Origin of the sequence: Candidatus Brevundimonas phytovorans (genome assembly GCA_029203145.1) — a bacterium.
Classification (GTDB): Bacteria; Pseudomonadota; Alphaproteobacteria; order Caulobacterales; family Caulobacteraceae; genus Brevundimonas; species Brevundimonas phytovorans.
On the sequence record CP119309.1, the window covers coordinates 850,838 to 872,831 of the forward strand.

24 protein-coding genes are annotated in these 21,994 nt (G+C 65.1%); 20 read left to right on the forward strand and 4 right to left on the reverse strand.

Annotation, left to right across the window (positions count from 1 at the left end; genetic code table 11):
• Nucleotides 1-99 precede the first annotated feature (99 nt).
• A complete protein-coding gene (gene rpoC / locus P0Y52_04045) occupies nt 100-4,296 on the forward strand; it encodes a DNA-directed RNA polymerase subunit beta' (GenBank protein ID WEK58710.1) in 4,197 nt (1,398 codons plus the stop codon).
• A gap of 223 nt (nt 4,297-4,519) precedes the next feature.
• Here rpoC and P0Y52_04050 read toward each other — a convergent pair whose 3' ends face one another.
• Nucleotides 4,520-5,566, reverse strand: coding sequence for a hypothetical protein (locus P0Y52_04050; protein WEK58711.1), 1,047 nt, complete (start codon nt 5,564-5,566; stop codon nt 4,520-4,522).
• Nucleotides 5,567-5,960: 394 nt separating this feature from the next.
• On the opposite strand from P0Y52_04050, the gene rpsL reads away from it, so the two are divergent.
• The 4 genes from rpsL to tuf all read left to right on the forward strand — a co-directional run bounded on the left by rpsL (nt 5,961) and on the right by tuf (nt 10,417).
• A complete protein-coding gene (gene rpsL / locus P0Y52_04055) occupies nt 5,961-6,335 on the forward strand; it encodes a 30S ribosomal protein S12 (GenBank protein ID WEK58712.1) in 375 nt (124 codons plus the stop codon).
• Nucleotides 6,336-6,413: 78 nt separating this feature from the next.
• Entirely contained in the window at nt 6,414-6,887 is a 474-nt protein-coding gene (gene rpsG, locus P0Y52_04060; protein ID WEK58713.1) for a 30S ribosomal protein S7, read from the forward strand.
• 138 nt (nt 6,888-7,025) lie between these two features.
• The gene (fusA, locus tag P0Y52_04065) at nt 7,026-9,104 is read left to right on the forward strand and encodes an elongation factor G (protein WEK58714.1); all 2,079 of its coding nucleotides are present in this window, start codon (nt 7,026-7,028) and stop codon (nt 9,102-9,104) included.
• 122 nt (nt 9,105-9,226) lie between these two features.
• A complete protein-coding gene (gene tuf, locus P0Y52_04070) occupies nt 9,227-10,417 on the forward strand; it encodes an elongation factor Tu (protein WEK58715.1) in 1,191 nt (396 codons plus the stop codon).
• 127 nt (nt 10,418-10,544) lie between these two features.
• Here tuf and P0Y52_04075 read toward each other — a convergent pair whose 3' ends face one another.
• A complete protein-coding gene (locus tag P0Y52_04075) occupies nt 10,545-10,709 on the reverse strand; it encodes a hypothetical protein (protein WEK58716.1) in 165 nt (54 codons plus the stop codon).
• Between the two features lie 156 nt (nt 10,710-10,865).
• On the opposite strand from P0Y52_04075, the gene P0Y52_04080 reads away from it, so the two are divergent.
• The 3 genes from P0Y52_04080 to P0Y52_04090 all read left to right on the forward strand — a co-directional run bounded on the left by P0Y52_04080 (nt 10,866) and on the right by P0Y52_04090 (nt 13,932).
• Nucleotides 10,866-12,008 carry a GNAT family N-acetyltransferase gene (locus tag P0Y52_04080; GenBank protein WEK58717.1) on the forward strand — a complete coding sequence of 381 codons (1,143 nt, stop codon included), beginning with the start codon at nt 10,866-10,868 and terminating at the stop codon, nt 12,006-12,008.
• 14 nt (nt 12,009-12,022) lie between these two features.
• Nucleotides 12,023-12,931 (forward strand): transcriptional regulator, encoded by a 909-nt coding sequence (locus P0Y52_04085; protein ID WEK58718.1) that lies wholly within the window; start codon nt 12,023-12,025, stop codon nt 12,929-12,931.
• Nucleotides 12,932-13,038: 107 nt separating this feature from the next.
• Nucleotides 13,039-13,932: a DUF2807 domain-containing protein gene (locus tag P0Y52_04090; protein WEK58719.1), complete on the forward strand. Its 894-nt coding sequence runs from the start codon at nt 13,039-13,041 to the stop codon at nt 13,930-13,932.
• A 142-nt stretch (nt 13,933-14,074) separates the two neighbouring features.
• Here P0Y52_04090 and P0Y52_04095 read toward each other — a convergent pair whose 3' ends face one another.
• Nucleotides 14,075-14,833 carry a hypothetical protein gene (locus tag P0Y52_04095; GenBank protein WEK58720.1) on the reverse strand — a complete coding sequence of 253 codons (759 nt, stop codon included), beginning with the start codon at nt 14,831-14,833 and terminating at the stop codon, nt 14,075-14,077.
• 226 nt (nt 14,834-15,059) lie between these two features.
• A complete protein-coding gene (locus P0Y52_04100; protein ID WEK58721.1) occupies nt 15,060-15,815 on the reverse strand; it encodes a hypothetical protein in 756 nt (251 codons plus the stop codon).
• A 630-nt stretch (nt 15,816-16,445) separates the two neighbouring features.
• On the opposite strand from P0Y52_04100, the gene rpsJ reads away from it, so the two are divergent.
• The 12 genes from rpsJ to rplN are packed head-to-tail and all read left to right on the forward strand — an operon-like array spanning nt 16,446 to nt 21,994.
• Complete coding sequence (rpsJ, locus tag P0Y52_04105; GenBank protein WEK58722.1) at nt 16,446-16,751, forward strand: 30S ribosomal protein S10; 306 nt, start codon at nt 16,446-16,448, stop codon at nt 16,749-16,751.
• Nucleotides 16,752-16,774: 23 nt separating this feature from the next.
• Nucleotides 16,775-17,521 (forward strand): 50S ribosomal protein L3, encoded by a 747-nt coding sequence (gene rplC, locus P0Y52_04110; protein ID WEK58723.1) that lies wholly within the window; start codon nt 16,775-16,777, stop codon nt 17,519-17,521.
• On the forward strand, nt 17,521-18,159 hold the full coding sequence (gene rplD / locus P0Y52_04115) for a 50S ribosomal protein L4 (protein ID WEK58724.1): 639 nt from the start codon (nt 17,521-17,523) through the stop codon (nt 18,157-18,159). The genes rplC and rplD overlap by 1 nt, the downstream gene beginning before the upstream one ends.
• A complete protein-coding gene (locus tag P0Y52_04120; GenBank protein WEK58725.1) occupies nt 18,159-18,464 on the forward strand; it encodes a 50S ribosomal protein L23 in 306 nt (101 codons plus the stop codon). Before rplD ends, P0Y52_04120 begins: the two co-directional genes overlap by 1 nt.
• Before the next feature lie 4 nt (nt 18,465-18,468).
• Nucleotides 18,469-19,305 carry a 50S ribosomal protein L2 gene (gene rplB / locus P0Y52_04125; GenBank protein ID WEK58726.1) on the forward strand — a complete coding sequence of 279 codons (837 nt, stop codon included), beginning with the start codon at nt 18,469-18,471 and terminating at the stop codon, nt 19,303-19,305.
• 2 nt (nt 19,306-19,307) lie between these two features.
• On the forward strand, nt 19,308-19,586 hold the full coding sequence (gene rpsS, locus P0Y52_04130) for a 30S ribosomal protein S19 (protein ID WEK58727.1): 279 nt from the start codon (nt 19,308-19,310) through the stop codon (nt 19,584-19,586).
• 3 nt (nt 19,587-19,589) lie between these two features.
• Nucleotides 19,590-19,970 (forward strand): 50S ribosomal protein L22, encoded by a 381-nt coding sequence (gene rplV, locus P0Y52_04135; GenBank protein ID WEK58728.1) that lies wholly within the window; start codon nt 19,590-19,592, stop codon nt 19,968-19,970.
• On the forward strand, nt 19,970-20,713 hold the full coding sequence (rpsC, locus tag P0Y52_04140; GenBank protein ID WEK58729.1) for a 30S ribosomal protein S3: 744 nt from the start codon (nt 19,970-19,972) through the stop codon (nt 20,711-20,713). The genes rplV and rpsC overlap by 1 nt, the downstream gene beginning before the upstream one ends.
• A gap of 6 nt (nt 20,714-20,719) precedes the next feature.
• Complete coding sequence (gene rplP, locus P0Y52_04145; protein ID WEK58730.1) at nt 20,720-21,160, forward strand: 50S ribosomal protein L16; 441 nt, start codon at nt 20,720-20,722, stop codon at nt 21,158-21,160.
• Nucleotides 21,157-21,354, forward strand: a complete 198-nt coding sequence (gene rpmC, locus P0Y52_04150; GenBank protein WEK58731.1) for a 50S ribosomal protein L29 — start codon at nt 21,157-21,159, stop codon at nt 21,352-21,354. The genes rplP and rpmC overlap by 4 nt, the downstream gene beginning before the upstream one ends.
• A 10-nt stretch (nt 21,355-21,364) precedes the next feature.
• Nucleotides 21,365-21,607, forward strand: coding sequence for a 30S ribosomal protein S17 (gene rpsQ, locus P0Y52_04155; protein WEK58732.1), 243 nt, complete (start codon nt 21,365-21,367; stop codon nt 21,605-21,607).
• 18 nt (nt 21,608-21,625) lie between these two features.
• On the forward strand, nt 21,626-21,994 hold the full coding sequence (gene rplN / locus P0Y52_04160; GenBank protein ID WEK58733.1) for a 50S ribosomal protein L14: 369 nt from the start codon (nt 21,626-21,628) through the stop codon (nt 21,992-21,994).

Sequence of the window (21,994 nt, forward strand, 5' to 3'; positions counted from 1 at the left end):
GGAAACTGAAGCCCTCTCCCGCCTGGCGGGGGAGGGCGGTCCGACCGCCTCTCCTCTCTGAATGAATTTTCGCGGGGCATTCCCGCAGAAGGAAAAAAGATGAACCAGGAAGTCCTGAACATCTTCAACCCGGTCCCGGTCACGCCGACCTTCGACCAGATCAAGATCGCCCTGGCCTCGCCGGAGAAGATCCGTTCGTGGTCGTTCGGCGAGATCAAGAAGCCGGAAACCATCAACTACCGTACGTTCAAGCCCGAGCGCGACGGCCTGTTCTGCGCCCGTATCTTTGGCCCGACCAAGGACTACGAATGCCTGTGCGGCAAGTACAAGCGCATGAAGTACAAGGGCATCATCTGCGAGAAGTGCGGCGTTGAAGTCACGCTGGCTCGCGTTCGCCGCGAGCGCATGGGTCACATCGACCTGGCCGCCCCGGTCGCCCACATCTGGTTCCTGAAGTCGCTGCCGTCGCGCATCTCGCTGATGCTGGACATGGCGCTGAAGGACGTGGAACGCGTCCTCTACTTCGAAAACTACATCGTCACCGAGCCGGGCCTGACCCCGCTGAAGCAGAACCAACTGCTGACGGAAGACGAGTTCTATCGCTATCAGGAAGAGTACGGCGACGACGGCTTCACGGCTGAAATCGGCGCCGAGGCCGTCCGCAACCTGCTGATGGGCATCGACCTGCACGCCGAAGCCGAACGCCACCGCGGCGAGCTGGCCGACAGCCCCTCGGAAATGAAGGCCAAGAAGGCGTCCAAGCGCCTGAAGCTGATCGAGGCCTTCCTCGAGTCGGGCAACAAGCCCGAGTGGATGATCCTGACGATCGTCCCGGTCATCCCGCCGGAACTGCGTCCGCTGGTGCCGCTGGACGGCGGTCGCTTCGCGACGTCGGACCTGAACGACCTCTATCGCCGGGTCATCAACCGTAACAACCGCCTGAAGCGCCTGATCGAGCTGCGCGCGCCCGACATCATCATCCGTAACGAAAAGCGGATGCTGCAAGAGTCGGTCGACGCCCTGTTCGACAACGGCCGTCGTGGTCGCGTCATCACGGGCGCCAACAAGCGTCCGCTGAAGTCGCTGGCCGACATGCTGAAGGGCAAGCAGGGCCGCTTCCGTCAGAACCTTCTGGGCAAGCGCGTCGACTACTCGGGCCGTTCGGTCATCACCGTGGGCCCCGAGCTGAAGCTGCACGAGTGCGGCCTGCCCAAGAAGATGGCGCTGGAGCTGTTCAAGCCCTTCATCTATGCGCGTCTGGACGCCAAGGGCCTGTCGGGCACCGTCAAGCAGTCCAAGCGCATGGTCGAGCGCGAGCAGCCGCAGGTCTGGGACATCCTGGAAGAAGTGATCCGGGAACACCCGGTGATGCTGAACCGCGCGCCGACGCTTCACCGTCTGGGCATCCAGGCGTTCGAGCCCAAGCTGATCGAGGGCAAGGCCATCCGCCTGCACCCGCTGGTCTGCACCGCCTTCAACGCCGACTTCGACGGCGACCAGATGGCTGTTCACGTCCCGCTGTCGCTGGAAGCGCAACTGGAAGCGCGCGTCCTGATGATGTCGACGAACAACATCCTGTCGCCCGCCAACGGCAAGCCGATCATCGTGCCGTCGCAGGACATCGTCCTGGGCCTCTACTACCTGTCGCTGGTGAAGGATAACCAGCCGGGCGAAGGCAAGCTGTTCGCCAACATGGGCGAGATCGACGCCGCGCTGGACGCCAAGGTCGTCAAGCTGCACACCAAGATCAAGGCCCGCTGGACCGAGATGAACTCGGAAGGCGTTGTCGTCACCAAGGTCATCGACACGACGCCGGGCCGGATGAAGCTGGGCGCGCTGCTGCCGCACAACGCCAACATCGGCTACCACCTGCTTGAGAAGAACCTGACCAAGAAGGAAATCGGTAACCTGATCGATCAGGTCTATCGTCACTGCGGTCAGAAGGCGACGGTCATCTTCGCCGACCAGATGATGCAACTGGGCTTCCGCGAAGCCGCCAAGGCCGGCATTTCCGTGGGCAAGGACGACATCGTCATCCCGGCCAAGAAGGAACAGATGGTCGCGGAAACCCGCACCCAGGTCGAAGAGTACGAGCAGCAATATGCTGACGGCCTCATCACCAAGGGCGAGAAGTACAACAAGGTCGTCGACGCCTGGTCCAAGGCCACGGACAAGATCGCTGACGAGATGATGGCGGAAATCGCCCAGCCCCGCGTCCTGATCAAGGGCGAGGAGCCGGACATCAACTCCGTCTTCATGATGGCCAACTCCGGCGCCCGTGGTTCGCAGGCGCAGATGAAGCAACTGGGCGGCATGCGCGGCCTGATGGCCAAGCCCTCGGGCGAGATCATCGAGACGCCGATCATCTCGAACTTCAAGGAAGGCCTGACCGTCCTTGAATACTTCAACTCCACCCACGGCGCCCGTAAGGGTCTGGCCGACACCGCGCTGAAGACCGCCAACTCGGGTTATCTGACCCGTCGTCTGGTGGACGTGGCGCAGGACTCGATCGTCACCGAGGAAGACTGCGGCTCGACGCGCGGCATCACCCTGCGCGCCGTGGTCGAAGGCGGCGACGTTCTGGTCTCGCTGGGCCAGCGCGTCCTGGGTCGCTATGCGGCCGAGGACATCCGCGAGCCGGGCGGCGAGGCCATCCTCTTCCCTGCCGACACCTATCTGCAGGAAGAAGAGATCGAGGTCATCGACAAGGCCGGCGTCCAGTCGATCAAGGTCCGTTCGGCCCTGACCTGTGAAGCCGAAGCCGGCATTTGCGGCATGTGCTATGGTCGTGACCTGGCGCGCGGCACCAACGTCAACATCGGTGAAGCCGTCGGCGTGATCGCGGCTCAGTCGATCGGCGAGCCGGGCACCCAGCTGACGATGCGTACCTTCCACATCGGCGGTACGGCCCAGGTGGCGGAAACCTCGTTCTACGAGGCGACCAACGCCGGTAAGGCCAAGATCGTCGGCCCGACCGTCACCGCCGCGCACGGCGACCTGGTGGCCATGAGCCGCAACGTCGTCGTCACCGTGGTCGTGGACGGCAAGGACCGCGAGACCCACAAGGTCCCGTACGGCGCCCGCCTGCGCGTCAAGGAAGGCGCCGACATCGCCAAGGGCCAACGTCTGGCGGAGTGGGACCCCTACACCACCCCGATCCTGACCGAAGTCGGCGGCGTCGTTCGCTTCGAAGACCTGATCGAGGGTCTGTCTGTCCGCGAAGAAACCGACGAAGCGACGGGCATCGCCCAGCGCGTGGTTTCCGACTGGCGCGCCAGCCCCCGCGGTTCGGACCTGCGTCCGGCCATGGGCGTGACCCTGGGCGACACCTACGCCAAGCTGGCCTCGGGCTCTGACGCCCGCTACCTGCTGCCCGTGGGCGCCGTTCTGTCCGTGTCCAACGGCGACGAGGTCAAGCCGGGCGAGATCATCGCCCGCGTTCCGACCGAAGGCGCCAAGACCCGCGACATCACCGGCGGTCTGCCGCGCGTCGCCGAACTGTTCGAAGCCCGCCGTCCGAAGGACTGCGCCGTCATCGCCGAGATGGATGGCCGCGTTGAGTTCGGTCGCGACTACAAGAACAAGCGCCGCATCAAGATCACCCCGGAACTGGACGCCGACGGCAACCAAGGCGAGGCGGTCGAGTTCCTGATCCCGAAGGGCAAGCACATCTCCGTCCACGACGGCGATCTGATCCAGAAGGGCGACTACATCATCGACGGCAACCCGGATCCGCACGACCTGCTGCGCATCCAGGGCGTCGAGGCGCTGGCCGAGTATCTGGTGAACGAAGTGCAGGAGGTCTATCGACTGCAAGGCGTGCCGATCAACGACAAGCACATCGAAGTCATCGTCCGTCAGATGCTGCAGAAGGTCGAAGTCCTGGATTCGGGTGAAACCACCCTGATCCGCGGCGACACCGTCGAAGTGGCCGAAGCTGTTCTGGAAAACGCCAAGGTCGAGAAGCGCGGCGGTCGTCTGGCCACCACGCAGCCCGTCCTGCTGGGCATCACCAAGGCGTCGCTGCAGACCCGCAGCTTCATCTCGGCGGCGTCCTTCCAGGAGACCACCCGCGTCCTCACCGACGCCTCGGTCCACGGCAAGAAGGACATGCTGGAAGGCCTGAAGGAAAACGTCATCGTCGGCCGTCTGATCCCGGCGGGCACGGGCGCCTATCTGCGCTCGCTGCAGAAGCTGGCCAACCAGCGCGACGCGGAACTGACCCAGGCCCGCGAAGAAGCCATCGAGCCGCTGCCGGCCGATCTGGCCCTGGAGCTGGAGCAGTCGGAAGGCTGATCCGGTTTCGGAACTGAAGACTGAAGAGGGCGGCGCTGGTGACAGCGCCGCTCTTTTCTTTTGGGCCTATCGCCCGTTGGGCTGCTTGAGGCCGGTTCTTGTTGGGCCTGCCGCCCGTTGGGCTGCTTGAGGCCGGTTCTTGTTGGGCCTACCGCCCGTTGGGCTGCTTGAGGCCGGTTCTTGTTGGGCCCACCGCGTGGGCTACCTGGGGGCCGGAGGAAAGTCAGGGACGTGGGTCGGGCAGCTTGTTGCTGTCCTGCTGGACGTTGGTGGTGGCGCCCTGGCGCATGGATGGGTCGAGGTGGGCGCCGGCGCAGCCCGCGCCGAAGTTGGAGCCGGGGCAGTCCTGGGGCGGCATGACGCCGACGCCGCCGGACAGAGGGCGGCGCTGGGCCTCGAAACGCTGCATCTCGCGCGCGCCTTCGCGGGCGAAGCGAGCGTCGCGTTCGGCGTTGCCGCTGCCGGTGATGGGGCCGCGGGCGGCGCCTTCGGCGGCGCGGGCGTTGAAACGTTCGTCGCAGACGGCCTGCTCGCCCGGCCGAAGAACGCGGGTGGAGGGGCAGCCGGCGGGGGAGGTGCGCAGGGCGCGGGCGTTGCGCCCGTCCTGGCCTTCGGGGGCGACCCGCCAGGCGTCGGAGATGCCGCTGACCCCCGCCGCGGCCGCCGAGGGCGCGCCGGGCGCCGGATTGGCCAGGCGCGGGGCGGGGGCGGCGGGCAAGCCGTTGCGGGCCTCGTCCTCGTCCTTCTTGCGCGCGCGGACCGGCAGGGTGGGAGCCGGCGTCGGCGCCGCGCGCTCGGCGGCGGCGGGCGCAGGAGCGGGCAGGGGCGCGGGGACGGGCGCAGGCGCGCGCTGGGGCGCCGGCAAGGGAGCGGGCAGGGGCGTCGGCGGCGCAACGGCCACGCTCTTTGGCGCCGGCTGAGGCGCGGGTTGGGGCGTGGGGGGCGACAGCAGCGGGGGCTTGACCGTCGGGGTCGGCCGCTCGGGCTCCGGCTCCGGGATCGCGCGTTCGGGCGCCGGTAGGGGCAGGGGGCGGGGGACCGGCGGGCGCGGCTGGGGCGGCAGAGGCGGCAGAGGCTGGCGCTCGATTTCCAGCTGGATGACAGGGGGCGGCGGCGGCGACGCAGCGGGATGATCCTCGCTGGACGCCAGCAGGATCATGGCGCCCAGCACGACCGTGTGCAGAAGCGTGGAAGCCCCCGCCATCAGAGCGCGCCGCACGCCGGGACGCCGACGCCGCATCGGCGCGCGGGCCAGAACTGCAAGGCTCATAGCGGCTCCCCAATCGTCGTCGAGCATGATGCCAAGGCAAGCATGGCCATATAGAGACGAGTTTGCGGGATCAGGGAACGGTGAATTCGCGGGGAGGGCGGGGGCTGGCCGGGAGCGACCAAGGGTGAATCACTTGACGCCTTCACCCATCCCGCGTACATCGCGCGCACTTTCGAGACGTAGGCGGTTCGCTGTCTGTCGAGATCGTGACAATTGAACGGACGGGCTGTGCCCGCCGGAACGCCCAAAGCGCGCGTTCCGGCTTTTTCGTTTGGCTGTTTCGGCTCACTCGGAAACAACACCCGGGCGGTGCTTCGGCAGCGTCCAAAAGAAGGCTCATGAGGCGCCCCGGCCGAAAGGCACACGCCTCCATATCGAAAAGAGACGAAATCGTATGCCTACGATCAACCAGCTGATCCGCAAGCCGCGCAAGCCCAAGCCCACCCGTAACAAGGTGCCGGCCCTCGAGGGTTCGCCCCAGCGTCGCGGCGTCTGCACCCGCGTTTACACCACGACCCCGAAGAAGCCGAACTCGGCTCTGCGTAAGGTCGCCAAGGTCCGTCTGGCCAAGAACGGCTATGAAGCCGTTTGCTACATCCCCGGCGAAGGTCACAACCTGCAAGAGCACTCGGTTGTTCTGATCCGCGGCGGCCGCGTGAAGGACTTGCCCGGCGTGCGTTACCACATCCTGCGCGGCGTGCTCGATACGCAAGGCGTCAAGGACCGCAAGCAGCGTCGTTCGCACTACGGCGCCAAGCGTCCGAAGTAAGCGAACCGTTTTCAGGCCTGCTGGTCTGGACCCTCAGAGATTTTCCCGGCGTCTGCCGGGCACTGCAAGGAATAACCTATGTCGCGTCGTCACCGCGCCCAGAAGCGTGAAGTTCTGCCGGATCCCAAGTTCGGCGATCTGATCGTCACCAAGTTCATGAACTACGTCATGTACGAAGGTAAGAAGGCCGTCGCCGAAAACATCGTCTATGGCGCCTTCGACATTCTGGCCGAGAAGAAGAAAGACCACACCGCGGTCGAAACCTTCCACACCGCGCTCGACAACGTCGCGCCGTCGGTCGAAGTCCGTTCGCGTCGCGTCGGCGGCGCCACCTACCAGGTGCCGGTCGAAGTCCGCCCCGACCGTCGCCGCGCCCTGGCCATCCGTTGGCTGGTGAACGCTGCGCGCAAGCGCGGTGAAAACACCATGACGGAAAAGCTGGCCGCTGAGCTGCTGGACGCCTCGAACAACCGCGGCACCGCAGTCAAGAAGCGTGAAGACACCCACAAGATGGCCGAAGCCAACCGCGCCTTCAGCCACTACCGCTGGTAAGCGTCTTCAAAGCGCCATCAGGCGCGCTTATCTGAGACTATCAAGCGCGGGCGGTTTGAGCTAAATCGCCCGCGCTGTCTTATCCGATATCATCTTGGGCGCCCGTCGCGTCCGCGAAGCACCCCGAAGGCAAGTCCAATGCCCCGCACACATAAAATCGAAGACTACCGCAACTTCGGCATCATGGCCCACATCGACGCGGGCAAGACGACGACGACCGAGCGGATCCTGTTCTACACCGGCAAGAACCACAAAATGGGCGAGACGCACGATGGCGCGTCCACCATGGACTGGATGGACCAGGAACAAGAGCGCGGCATCACCATCACCTCGGCCGCCACGACCGCCTTCTGGAAAGGCAAGCGTCTCAACATCATCGACACCCCCGGCCACGTGGACTTCACCATTGAAGTCGAACGTTCGCTGCGCGTGCTCGACGGCGCCGTGACGGTGCTGGACGGCAACGCCGGCGTGGAGCCGCAGACGGAAACCGTCTGGCGTCAGGCCGACAAGTACCGCGTGCCGCGCATCGTCTTCGTCAACAAGATGGACAAGATCGGCGCTGACTTCGCCGCTTCGGTCCAGTCGATCCGCGACCGTCTGGGCGCCAAGGCTGTGCCGATCCAACTGCCGATCGGCGCCGAGAACCTGCTGAAGGGCGTGGTCGACCTGGTCGAGATGAAGGCCTACGTCTGGGAAACCGACGCCGTCGGCGCCGACGCCGATATCCGCGAAATCCCGGCTGACATGGCCGACGAATGCGCCGCCGCCCGTCAATACCTGATCGACAACGCTGTCGAGCTGGACGACGAGGCCATGGAAGCCTACCTGGGCGGCGAAGAGCCCTCGGTCGAAGTCCTGAAGAAGTGCATTCGCAAGGCCGTGCTGACCGGCGCCTTCTACCCGATCCTCGGCGGCTCGGCCTTCAAGAACAAGGGCGTTCAGCCCCTGCTCGACGCCGTCATCGACTACCTGCCTTCGCCGACCGACATTCCGCCCACGCCGGGCATCGACTTCAAGACGGAAGAGCCGGTCACGCGCAAGGCTTCGGACGACGAGCCCCTGTCGGTCCTGGCGTTCAAGATCATGGACGACCCCTTCGTCGGCTCGCTGACCTTCTGCCGCCTCTACTCGGGCAAGATGGAAACCGGCATGTCGCTGCTGAACTCGTCGCGCGACAAGCGCGAGCGCGTCGGCCGCATGCTGCAGATGCACTCGAACAACCGCGAAGACATCAAGGAAGCCTACGCCGGCGACATCGTCGCCCTGGCCGGCCTGAAGGAAACCCGCACGGGCGACACCCTGTGCGATCCGCTGAAGTCGCCCGTCATCCTTGAGAAGATGGAATTCCCGGCGCCCGTGATCGAGATCTCGGTCGAGCCCAAGACCAAGGCCGACCAAGAGAAGCTGGGCGTGGCTCTGGCCAAGCTGGCTTCGGAAGATCCGTCCTTCACCGTCTCGACCGACCACGAGTCGGGCCAGACGATCCTGAAGGGCATGGGCGAGCTGCACCTGGACATCAAGATCGACATCCTGCGCCGCACCTACAAGGTCGACGCCACGATCGGCGCGCCGCAGGTGGCCTATCGTGAATCGCTCGGCCGCAAGGTCGACATCGACTACACCCACAAGAAGCAGACCGGCGGTACGGGTCAGTTCGCCCGCGTCATGCTGACGTTCGAGCCGGGTGAACCGGGTTCGGGCTTCGTGTTCGAAAACGCCATCGTCGGCGGCGCGGTGCCCAAGGAATACATCCCGGGCGTCGAAAAGGGCCTGACGGCCATCAAGGAAAACGGTCTGCTGGCCGGCTTCCCGCTGATCGACTTCAAGGCGACCCTGACGGACGGCAAGTACCACGACGTCGACTCCAGCGTGCTGGCGTTCGAAATCGCGGCCCGCGCCGCCTTCCGCGAACTGAAGGAAAAGGGTTCGCCCAAGCTGCTCGAGCCGATCATGGCGGTTGAGGTCGTGACCCCCGAGGAATACCTCGGCTCGGTCATCGGCGACCTGAACGGCCGTCGCGGCATGATCCAGGGCCAGGACATGCGCGGCAACGCCATCGTCATCAACGCCTTCGTGCCGCTGGCGAACATGTTCGGCTACGTGAACACCCTGCGCGGCATGTCGCAAGGCCGCGCCCAGTTCACCATGCAGTACGACCACTACGAGCCGGTGCCGCAACACGTCGCCGACGAAGTGATCAAGAAGTACGCCTAACAACGTCGCTGTCCCGTCCTATATGGACGGGCGCACTTGAAACCCGGGCGGTTTGCGCGCAGACCGCCCGCCTCATCCCCAAACCAATAGGACCCCCGGTTCGGGGACCCAGGAGCTAGAGAATGGCCAAGGAAAAGTTCGAACGCACCAAGCCGCACTGCAACATCGGCACGATTGGTCACGTTGACCACGGCAAGACGACGTTGACGGCTGCGATCACGATGACGCTGGCGAAGGCCGGTGGCGCGAAGGCGATGAACTACGCCGACATCGACGCCGCCCCGGAAGAAAAAGCCCGCGGCATCACGATCAACACGGCACACGTCGAGTATGAGACGGCCAACCGTCACTACGCGCACGTCGACTGCCCCGGCCACGCCGACTACGTGAAGAACATGATCACGGGCGCGGCTCAGATGGACGGCGCGATCCTGGTGGTTTCGGCCGCTGACGGCCCGATGCCGCAGACGCGCGAGCACATCCTGCTGGCCCGTCAGGTCGGCGTGCCGGCCCTGGTGGTCTTCATGAACAAGGTCGACCTGGTCGACGACGCCGAGCTGCTCGAGCTGGTGGAAATGGAAGTGCGCGAGCTGCTCTCGTCCTACCAGTTCCCGGGCGACGACATCCCGGTGACGATGGGTTCGGCCAAGGCCGCGACCGACGGCGTGAACCCGGAAATCGGCGAGCAGCAAGTGCTGAAGCTGATGGAAACGGTCGACGCCTACATCCCGCAGCCGGAACGTCCGGTTGACCTGCCCTTCCTGATGCCGGTCGAAGACGTCTTCTCGATCTCGGGCCGCGGCACCGTGGTCACGGGTCGCGTTGAAAAGGGCATCGTCAAGGTCGGCGAAGAAGTCGAAATCGTCGGCATCCGTCCGGTCCAGAAGACGACCTGCACGGGCGTCGAAATGTTCCGCAAGCTGCTGGACCAGGGTCAAGCCGGCGACAACGTGGGCGTGCTGCTGCGCGGCACCAAGCGTGAAGACGTCGAGCGCGGCCAGGTGCTGTGCAAGCCGGGTTCGATCACCCCGCACACCAAGTTCATGGCCGAAGCCTACATCCTGACGAAGGAAGAAGGCGGCCGTCACACGCCGTTCTTCACGAACTATCGCCCGCAGTTCTACTTCCGCACGACGGACGTGACCGGCATCGTTCACCTGAAGGAAGGCGTCGAGATGATCATGCCCGGCGACAACGCCGAGCTGAGCGTCGAACTGATCACCCCGATCGCCATGGATCAGGGCCTGCGCTTCGCCATCCGTGAAGGCGGCCGCACCGTCGGCGCCGGCGTCGTCGCCAAGATCATCGCCTAAGCGATCGATCCGGGTCTTCGGACCCGAACAGTAAGCGTACCGGCCTCAAGAAGCCCGCAAGGGCGGTAGGCCAAGCGTAAAGCGTAACAGAGCGGCCCTCGGAGCAATCCGGGGGCCGTTTCTGCATTCAGGGATTGGGCCGCCCGGTGGCCGGGTCGGCGGCGGTCTGGCCGGAGTTGCTGGAGCCCTTGGCGCCGTCAGGCTCGGTGGCGGGTCTGGGAGGACGACCGGGGCGGTCGGGCTTGAGATCCTCATTCTCGATCTGTCGGTCGTCGGGGCGGGGGTCAGGCATGGTTCGGTCCCTTGTTGAGACAGGACAACGCCTGGGGCGGGCCAGCGCTCCGCCGGGCGCGGCGACCGCGGCTCTAAACCGTGTCTAAACGGAGCTGAACTAGAGACGGCGGGCGGAATGGAACTTGCTGGTGGCGTCGCGGAAGAAGGAAGGCTCATGCCCGGTGTGCTGACGATCGAAATCTGCGACCTGGACAGCCTGGGCGCCGAGGCGTGCGCGCAGTGGAACGCCTGGTCGATGGCGGACCCGGATCTCGCCAGCCCCTATTTCCGCGTCGAGTTCGCGCAGATCGCCGCGCGGATCAGCCCGGCTTGCGCGGTGGCGATTTTCAAGCGCGACGGGGTGGTGGTCGGCTACTTCCCGCATCAGCGGCGGGGCGGGGCGGTGCTGCCGGTGGCGGCGCCGATGAACGACTATCACGGGGTGATCGGCCCCAGGGGCGAGCGTCCGACGCTGGCCGAGGCGGCGCGGCTGCTGGGCGGCGCGCGGTTCAGCGTCAACGGCTGGGTGGGAGAGGCGCCGGGCGCGGCGGTCAGCGACAGCTTTCGCACCACCATCCCGAACGAGGGCGGCTACGACGCCTGGTACGCGGCGCGCCGTCGGGCCTTTGGCAAATATTTCAAGGACAAGGAGCGGGCGCGGCGCAGCATGGAGACCGAGTTCGGCGCCGTGGAGGTGCAGATCGGTCTTCGCGACGAGGCTCTGCTGGACGAACTGATCGTGCTGAAACGGGACCAGTATCGGCGCACGGGGCGGCATGACGTCTTCGCCTGCGGCTGGACCCGCGACCTGTTGCACGCCCTGATGGCGCACGAGCAGGACGATTTCGGTGCCTCGATTGCGGTGCTGCGCGCCGGAGGACGGATCGCGGCGATGGAGTATTCGCTGCACGCGGGACGGCGGTTCCACTTCTGGTTTCCGGTCTATGTGCCCAGCCTGGCGCGGTGCTCGCCCGGCATCATGCTGAGCATGGAGACGATCCGTCTGGGGGCCGAGCGCGGCTATCGCGACTTCGACTACGGCTTTGGCGGCGAGACCTACAAGCGCTACTTCTGCGACACGGTTCAGCCGGTGGCCGAGGCGGTCATTCTGAAGCCGGGCTTGTCGTCGACCCTGGGCGAGGCCGGGGCGGCCCTGCTGGCGATGGCCGGCGGCGCGCGCCTGGTCGACAGCGTGCGGCGGCGCTGGAATGTCATCGAGGCCTGCGAGACGAGCGCGGCAGGCCGGCTGAAGGGGGCGGGGCTGGCGGCGCGCGCCGCCCTGTCCAAGGCCGCGGGCCGAGCAGGGGCCGCCGCCTGATGAAGGAACCGACCATGTCTGATCGCCGCACGCGTTATCCCGGCCCCATCACCGAGGCGGGGGTTCATCCGCACAGTCTGATCGCCCAGGGCTTTGCCGAGGACGCCGCGCTGGCGGCCCTGCTGGACCGCTATCCGGCGGACCTGTTCGACATCAACCTGTACGACTACGACGACGAGGGGCAGGTGTCGTTGCGCACCGGCGCGCGCGGGCGTCTGGATGGAAGCCAGTTGCTCGAGGCGATCCAGCAGGGACGCCTGTGGGTCAACCTGCGCGGGCTTGAGACCGGCTGGCCCGAACTGTGGGCGGCCGCGATGGCCGAGTATCGCCGGATCGAGCAGGCCTATCCAGGGTTGAAGGCGGTCAAGAATGCGGGGCAGTTGATCCTGTCCTCGCCCAAGGCGCGCGTGCCCTATCATTTCGACGCGGCGGGAGTGGTGCTGTTCCACCTGAGAGGGCGCAAGCGGATTTTCGTCTATCCGGGCGACGAGGCGCATCTGCCGGAGCGCAACATGGAACAGGTGGTGGCGCGCCAGACGACCGAGGAGCTGCCCTATAGCCTGGCGTTCGAGGGCGATGCGCAGGTCATCGATCTGGAGCCGGGGCAGGCGCTGACCTGGCCGCTTTATGCGCCGCACCGGGTGGAGAACCTGGACCGGTTCTGCGTCTCCCTGTCGATGGACTTTCAGACCTGGCCGTCGCGCTGGCGCAACGGGGCCCTCTACACCAACGCCGTGGCGCGCAGCCGGGGCGGGGCGCCGCGACAGACGGATCGGATGGGGCAGGGAGAGCTGGCCCTGCGCTGGGCGGCGTCGCTGGGGCTGAAGCGGATGGGCGCGCTGAAAAGCCGGATCGCCCATTTCGAGCGGCAGTTCGAACCCGAGATCGGCGTGGCCGACGGGGCGGGGGCCCTGAAGGCCTGAACCGCCGCAAGGCCGGTTTCTTACAACGACTTCATGACCTCGATTTAAAATGACTTGGGCGGCGGTCGCGGCCAGTTTCATCTCACATTCAGGAGAGGGACACCGCCATGAAGATCGCCGCCTACGCCGCCGCCGCCGCCGTTCTGGCCGCATTCGCCGCCGCCCAGCCCGCCGCCGCGCAGGAGGCGGAAATCCGTAATGCGGTGGCCCGTGTCATCGTCATTCCCGAGGACCGCGCCGACATCGCCGTCGAGATCACGCCCGGCGCGGCGGACCTGCCGCAACTGACGGTCGAACGGCGCGGCGACAAGGTGCGTATCGACGGCGGCCTGGGCCGTCGCCGCAGCTTGCTGCAGTTCAGCAACGACAGCATCCGCGAATGCAACAACGGTTCGATCGATGCGCGCCAACCGGGCGAGGGCGCCACGGTCGTGCTGGCCGGCAAGGGGCGGGTCCGTCTGGAAGACGCGCCCCTGGTGGTGCTGCGCACGCCGCGCGACGTGGATGTCAGCTCGGGCAGCGGCGTCTATGGCTCGGTGGGGCGCGGCGCGCGTTCGGTGGACCTGGGCGCGGGGGGGTGCGGCAACTGGACGGTGGCCAATGTCGATGGTCGGCTGGAGATCGGCGTAGGCGGCTCGGGCACGGTGCGGGCGGGGACTTCGCGGTCACTCGAGGCCTCGGTCGGCGGCTCGGGTTCGATCTTTGCGGGCAATACCGGCGATCTGGAAGCCAATATCGGCGGTTCGGGCAGCATCATCGTGGCCGGGGTGAACGGACCGGCTGAGGTCTCCATCGGCGGTTCGGGCGACGTGACGATCCGGGGCGGTCGCGCCTCGACGCTGGAAGTCGCGGTCGCCGGATCGGGCAATGTGCGCTTCGACGGCACGGCGGCCAGCCTGGAGGCGTCGATCGCCGGTTCGGGCGACGTGCGCGTGGCCGAAGTGACGGGGCCGGTGTCGCGATCGATCGTGGGTTCCGGCGAGGTGCGTATCGGACGCTGATCCGAGCACGCCAGCCGCAGGAGGAGGCCCGGGAGCGTGGAACCCCCCGGGCCTTTTTCATGCCTCGGATCCGGTCGGTCTTCAGACAGGAAAAAGCCCCGACGGATCGCTCCGTCGGGGCCCGTTGCCAAAGGCGAGAGCCTTAGTTGGCGTAGCTCAGGATGTTCCCCGGCGCGAAGGTGGCGCGACCGATGTTGGCGCCCGCGCGGTCCTGATCCTGGAGCGAGCCGCCGAAGTTGTAGCGGACACCGATCTTGAAGGTGTCGACGTCGATGTCCAGGTCGTCGAACGACTTGTTCTCGTAGCGGCCAAACACGCTGTAGGGCGTGGCGGCGACGCGGTATTCCGCGCCAACGGCATAGGTCCACGAGTCGATGTCCGTGTCGCCGAAGATGCCGTCCTTGATGGTCTCATAGTTGGCGGCGGCGTTCAGGCGCAGGGCCGGCATGGGGTAGAAGGCGGCGTCGGCGCCGACGTTCCAGGCCTTGGCGCCCAGGAAGTCGCTGTAGGCGAGCGAGCCGGTCAGGGTCGCGCGGTCGAAAGTCTTCTGAGCTTCGGCGCCGAACGAGGAGATGTCGTACACTTCGTTGCTCTGGAAGGCGGCGAAACCGCCGACGCGGACGCCGTTGAAGACGCGGCTGACGTGAGCCGCGGCGGCGGTCGTGGTGTCGCCCATGAAGTTGTCGGCGTCGGAGTATTTCAGCGAGGCGTCGAGAGTGACCGTCCAGTCGCCGAAGACGGAGCCGGCGACCGAGCCGTCGATGACGGCGCCGTCGGCTTCGAAGCCTTCGATGTCCGAGTTGACGTAGGAGATGCCGGCCGAACCGACAGCGTCTTGAGCGAAGGCGGGAGCGGCGATCAGGGTCGCGGCGGCGACCGTGGCGAGGAGAGCGATTTTCACGAGAGTATCCCTGTTTTCTATTACCCGGCGCCGGGGCGTCGGGATGGGCGGGATAGCCGTGTATGGCAAAGCTTGTAAGTACTCATCCGTAGGCCGGTGCGTGAAGTGACGCCGGCTGTGTCGCTGGTGCAACTCAGGGTGTGCGCCAGAGATCACAAAAAAGCCCCGGCGGATCGCTCCGCCGGGGCCTCTCGGTACCGACCGAAGTCGGAGGTCTTCGTAAGTCTTAGAAGCCGAAGAGCGGCAGGCGCGGAACGCTTGCCAGAGTGCGGCCCAGGTTGGCGCCGGCGCGGTCCAGCGACTGCAGGGTGCCGCCGAAGTTGTAGCGAGCGCCGATCATGAAGGTGTCGGAGTCGACGTCGACGTTGGCGATGTCGAGCGTGGCGCGTTGAGCCGAGCCGTAGACGCTGAACGGGCTGTTGGCGAACTGGTACTCGGCGCCGACGCCGTAGGCCCAGGCGTCAACGTCGCCCAGGTCGGTGTCGACGTTGTTGTACGACACGCCGGCGTTCAGGCGCAGCGACGGGTTGACGTAGTAGGCAGCGTCGCCGCCGAAGGTCCAGACGTCGCCCAGTTCGGCGTCCGTGTAGGCGACCAGGCCGGTCAGGGTTGCGGAAGCCAGGTACTTCTGGACTTCAGCGCCGACCGTGAAGGTGTTCTCGTCGCCGATGTCCGACACGGCCACGAAGCCGCCGGCGCGCAGGTCGGCGCCGAAGGTCTTGGTCAGGTGGGCGGCGGCCGAGGCGGCGGTGTCGTCGCCGAAGTCGCTGTCAGCGTAGTTGACGTCGCCGTTGACGGTCACGGTCCATTCCGGGGCGACCTTGAAGGCGCCGACGCCGTTCAGGTTTGCGCCGTCGGTCTTGAAGCCTTCGGTGTCGGTGTGGACGTAGGCGATGCCGGCCGAACCGACAGCGTCTTGAGCGAAGGCGGGAGCGGCGATCAGGGTCGCGGCGGCGACCGTGGCGAGGAGAGCGATTTTCATTGTGTTTATCCTTTTTGTGCGCCGCCGGGTTCGCACCTCGACGACGACGCGGAGATAGGCCCCCAATGCGCGCTTTGCTGTAATGAACTTGTCATCTTGCAGCGGTTTGAGGCCGATGTTGCCTAAGTGTGACGCATTGTGGCATGTTTGCGTCTATGGCCGGTGCGGGAATGAGGCGGACCCTTAACGGCCCCGTCATGTGGCCGCGCTTTCGCCTCAGGCGTTAAGATCGGCGCGAGAATCGGCAATCCGGCGCCCCTATATAAAGAGGGGAGTGCGGGCGGGTTCGAGGTCTCGGCGAAGGCCGCGGGCGCGAGCGGAGGCGAGTGTGGGCGAAAGTCTCAAACCCCCGCCACGCCACGGTTTCCGCGCTTGACGAAAAAGGAATCGACGGGCATAAGCACGCTTCTTGTTGGACCGGCTGTGCACTTTCGGGTGCAGACGCGGTTCGCAGGGACGACCTAAGTTACTGTTCTTTGCAGCATTCTTGGGACTTCAATGGCCTTCGCGGGTAACTGCGTGGGCCAATCGTTTTTGCGGATTTGCGTTCCTTGGGGCTCTGCCCGAGGCTTCGGTCTTTGAAATGGTTCACAGGGACGCGGTTCCGACCGCTTGGGAATAACAACCGATATGGATCAAAGCATCCGCATCAGGCTCAAGGCCTTCGATCATCGCGTCCTCGACTTTTCGACGCGCGAGATCGTCAACACCGCTAAGCGCACCGGGGCGACCGTTCGTGGTCCGATCCCGCTGCCGACCCTGATCGAAAAGTTCACCGTGAACCGCTCGCCGCACGTCGATAAGAAGTCGCGCGAGCAGTTTGAAATCCGCACGCACAAACGCGTGCTCGACATCATCGACCCCACCCCGCAAACCGTGGACGCGCTCATGAAGCTCGACCTGTCGGCCGGTGTGGACGTCGAGATCAAGATTTAAGAAAGAAAGAGGCGGGATCCGACATGCGTACGGGCGTGATCGCCAAGAAACTGGGAATGACGCGCGTCTTCGCTGAAGACGGCGCACATATTCCGGTCACGGTTCTGCAGCTTGATGGCTGTCAGGTCGTGGGTCAGCGCACTCAAGAGCGGGACGGCTACGTCGCCCTGCAACTGGGCGCCGGAACCAAGAAGGCAAAAAACACCAACAAGGCTCAGCGCGAAGTTTTCGCCAAGGCCGAGGTTGAACCTAAGCACTATGTGACCGAGTTCCGCGTTGACGCGGAAGGTCTGCTGGACGTGGGCGCCGAACTGTCGGCCGAACACTTCCTGGTGGGTCAGAAGGTCGACATCCAGGGCGAAACCATCGGTAAGGGCTTCGCTGGCGCCATGAAGCGCTGGAACTTCGGCGGTCTGCGCGCCACGCACGGCGTGTCGCTGTCGCACCGTTCGCACGGTTCGACCGGCCAACGCCAGGATCCGGGCAAGACCTTCAAGGGCAAGAAGATGGCTGGCCATTACGGTCAGGAAGTCGTCACCCAGCAGAACCTGACCGTCGTCCGCGTGGACGCCGAGCGTGGCCTGATCCTGATCAAGGGCGCTGTCCCGGGTCACGACGGCAGCTACGTCAAGGTTCGCGACGCCGTTAAGAAGGCTCGCCCGGCTGACGCTCCCTTCCCGGGCGCCGTCAAGTCGACCAAGGCTGCTCAACCCGCCTCGACCCCGGCTGAAGCGCCGGCCGTTGAAGCGACCGAAGGCGGTGAAGCGTAATGAAACTCTCTGTCATCAAGCTCGACGGCAAGGCTGCCGGCGACGTGGAACTGTCGGAAGCCGTCTTCGGCATCTCGGACATCCGCGGCGACCTGCTGGCCCGTTACGTCAACTGGCAACTGGCCAAGCGCCGCGCCGGCACGCACAAGGTTCAAACCCGCAACGAGAACTCTCGTACGGGTAAGAAGATGTACAAGCAAAAGGGCACCGGCGGCGCTCGTCACGGTTCGCGCCGTGCACCGCAGTTCGTTGGTGGTTCGCGCGCCTTTGGCCCGGTCGTTCGCGACCACGGTTACTCGCTGCCCAAGAAGGTCCGCGCCCTGGCTCTGCGTCATGCGCTGAGCTCCAAGGTCAAGGCCGGCGATCTGATCGTCGTCGACAGCGTTTCGGTCAAGGAAGCCAAGACGGCCTCGCTGCGCGAGACCTTCGGCAAGCTCGGCTGGACCAAGGCCCTGATCATCGCGGGTCCGGAAGTCGAAACCAACTTCGGCCTGGCCGCTCGCAACATCCCGCACATCGACGTGCTGCCGAACGCCGGCCTGAACGTCTATGACATCCTGCGGGCCGACAAACTGGTGCTGACCAAGGCGGCTGTTGAAGCCATCGAGGCGCGCTTCGCTGAGAAGGAAGCCGCATAATGGCCGCCGCTCAACCCACCGCCAAACACTACGACACCATCCTGGCTCCGATCATCACGGAAAAAGCCACGATCCTGTCGGAGCAGAACAAGGTCGTCTTCCGCGTCGCCGGCACGGCGACCAAGGACGAGATCGCTGCTGCGGTCGAAAGCCTGTTCAAAGTCAACGTCCTCAAGGTCAACACCCTGGTTCAAAAGGGCAAGACCAAGCGCTTCCGGGGCATCCTGGGCCGTCGCGTGGACATCAAAAAAGCAATCGTGACGCTGGCCGATGGTCAGTCGATCGACGTGACGACGGGGCTCTAATCAGATGGCTCTGAAGCATTACAATCCGACGTCGCCGGGCCGCCGCGCCCTGGTGCTGGTCGACCGGTCCGAGCTCCACAAGGGCCGTCCCGAGAAGTCGCTGACCGAAGGCCTGACGAAGTCCGGCGGTCGTGGCGCAGGTGGTCGTATCGCTGTCCGCTTCCGCGGCGGCGGCGCGAAGACCCTGTACCGCAAGATCGACTTCAAGCGTCGCAAGTTCGACGCGATCGGTACGGTCGAGCGTCTGGAATATGACCCGAACCGCACGGCCTTCATCGCTCTGGTGACCTACGCCGACGGCGAGAAGACCTACATCATCGCGCCGCAACGCCTTAAGGCCGGCGACACGGTGATCTCGGGCGAAAAGACCGACGTGAAGCCGGGCAACGCCATGCCGCTCCGTTCGATGCCGGTGGGTACGATCATCCACAACATCGAAATGAAGCCGGGCAAGGGCGCTCAGCTGGCCCGTTCGGCCGGCGCCTACGCCCAGCTGGTGGGTCGCGATCAGGGCTACGCCCAGATCCGTCTCGGCTCGGGCGAGCTGCGCATGGTCCTGGACGGCTGCATGGCCACGGTGGGCGCGGTTTCGAACCCCGACCACATGAACCAGAACCTCGGCAAGGCCGGTCGCGTTCGTCACATGGGCTGGCGTCCGCACGTTCGCGGCGTCGCCATGAACCCGATCGACCACCCGCATGGTGGTGGTGAAGGCCGGACCTCTGGTGGTCGTACCCCGGTTACGCCGTGGGGCAAGGACACCAAGGGCACCCGCACTCGCAAGAACAAGGCTACGGATAAGTACATCATCCGTACTCGCCACGTGAAGAAGGCTCGCTAAGAATGGCCCGCTCCTCCTGGAAAGGCCCGTTTGTCGACGGGTATCTGCTCAAGAAGGCCGACGCCGTTCAAACGTCGGGCCGCAAGGATGTGATCAAGACCTGGTCGCGTCGTTCCACCATCCTGCCGCAGTTTGTCGGTCTGACCTTCGGCGTCCACAACGGCCAAAAGCACGTGCCGGTGATGGTCAACGAAGACATGGTCGGCATGAAGTTTGGCGAGTTCGCGCCGACCCGGAACTTCCCGGGTCACGCAGCGGACAAGAAGGCCAAAAGGAAGTAACTGATGGCCAAGTCCAACAACCCCCGCCGCGTCGGCGCCACCGAGGCTCGCGCCAAGCTGGTCAACGTTCGCATCAGCCCTCAAAAGCTGAACCTGGTCGCCGCTTCGATCCGCGGTCTGCCGGTTCAGAAGGCGCTGAACGAGCTTGAATTCAGCCGCAAGCGCATCGCCACCGACGTCCGCAAGGTTCTGTATTCGGCCGTTTCGAACGCCGAGAACAACCACAACCTCGACATCGACAACCTGGTTGTCGCCGAGGCCTTCGTGGGCAAGAACCTGGTGATGAAGCGTTTCGCGAGCCGCGCTCGTGGTCGCTCGTCGCGCATCCTGAAACCGTTCAGCGAGATCACGATCGTGGTCCGTGAAGCCGGCGAGGCCGCCTGATGGGACAGAAAATCAATCCGGTCGGTCTGCGCCTTGGCGTGAACCGCACGTGGGACAGCCGCTGGTTCGCCGGCGGCGCCGACTACGCCCGCCTGCTGCACCAGGACCTGAAGCTGCGCACGTGGCTGAAGGAGCGCCTGCTCGCCGCCGGCGTCTCGCGCATCATCATCGAGCGTCCGCACAAGAAGTGCCGCGTGACGATCTATGCCGCCCGTCCGGGCGTCGTGATCGGCAAGAAGGGCGCTGACATCGAGAAGCTCCGCAAGGACATCTCGGCGCGCACCGAAGGCGAAGTTCACCTGAACATCGTCGAAGTCCGCAAGCCGGAAACCGACGCGCAGCTGATCGCTGAAAACATCGCCCAGCAACTGGAGCGCCGGATCGCCTTCCGCCGCGCCATGAAGCGTTCGATGCAGTCGGCGATGCGTCTGGGCGCCAAGGGCGTTCGGATCAACGTCTCGGGTCGCCTCGGCGGTGCGGAAATCGCGCGTATGGAATGGTACCGCGAAGGTCGCGTGCCGCTTCACACCCTGCGTGCCGACATCGACTATGGTTTCTATGAAGCCAAGACGACCTACGGCATCATTGGCGTGAAGGTCTGGGTCTTCAAGGGTGAAGTGCTCGAGCACGATCCCATGGCTCAAGACAAGCGCTGGGCCCTGGAAGCCTCGGGTCCGTCGTCCAACGAAGGCCGTGGCGGCCCCCGCGGTGATCGCGGTCCGCGCCGTGGTCGTGAGGGCTGATAGGTCATGTTGCAACCTAAAAAGACCAAGTACCGCAAGGCCTTCAAGGGCCGCATCCATGGCTCGGCCAAGGGTGGTTTCTCGCTGAACTTCGGCTCCTATGGCCTGAAGACGGTGGAACCCGAGCGTATCACTGCTCGCCAGATCGAAGCGGCTCGCCGCGCGATCACGCGTCAGATGAAGCGTCAGGGCCGCGTCTGGATCCGGGTCTTCCCGGATCTGCCCGTCACGGGCAAGCCGGCTGAAGTCCGGATGGGTAAGGGCAAGGGCGCCGTGGACCATTGGGCCGCACGCTGCCACCCGGGCCGCATCCTGTTCGAAATCGACGGCGTGCCGGACGATGTGGCTCGCGAAGCTCTGCGCCTCGGCGCGGCCAAGCTGCCGGTCCGCACCAAGGTGGTCACTCGCCTGGACGCCGGCATCGCTCACCTTGAGGAAGCGGCATGACCAAGATCGCCGATCTCCGGGGCCAAACCCCCGACCAACTGGCCGACGAGCTGCTGAAGCTCAAGAAGGAACAGTTCAACCTGCGCTTCCAGGCCGCTACCGGTCAGATGGAAAAGACTCACCGCGTTGGTGAAGTCCGCAAAGACATCGCTCGCATCTCCACGCTTCTGCGTGAGAAGCGCGCAGCGGTTTAAGGAAACACCTATGCCCAAACGTATTCTTGAAGGCGTGGTCGTGTCCGACAAGGGCGACAAGACGGTCGTCGTGAAGGTCGAGCGCACTCTGCTGCACCCGGTCCTGAAAAAGATCGTCCGTCTGTCCAAGAAGTACCACGCTCACGATGAGGGCAACGCCCTCAAAGTCGGCGACGTCGCACGCATCGTCGAGTGCGCCCCCAAGTCCAAGCTGAAGCGTTGGGAAGTCGTTTCCCCCGCCTCGGCTTCCTAAAGAAAAGGATCGGATCCTATGATCCAGATGCAAACTAACCTGGAGGTCGCCGATAATTCGGGCGCTCGCCGGGTCATGTGCATCAAGGTGTTGGGCGGCTCGAAGCGCCGCTACGCCTCGGTGGGCGACACTATTGTCGCCTCGGTGAAGGAAGCTATTCCTCGCGGCCGCGTGAAGAAGGGCGACGTTGTTCGCGCCATCGTCGTGCGCACCGCCAAGGACATCCAGCGCAAGGACGGCTCGGTCATTCGTTTTGACAAGTCGGCCGCCGTCATCGTCAACAAGCAAAACGAGCCGGTCGGCACGCGGATCTTTGGCCCGGTTCCTCGCGAACTGCGCGCCAAGAACCACATGAAGATCATCTCCCTGGCTCCGGAGGTCCTGTAA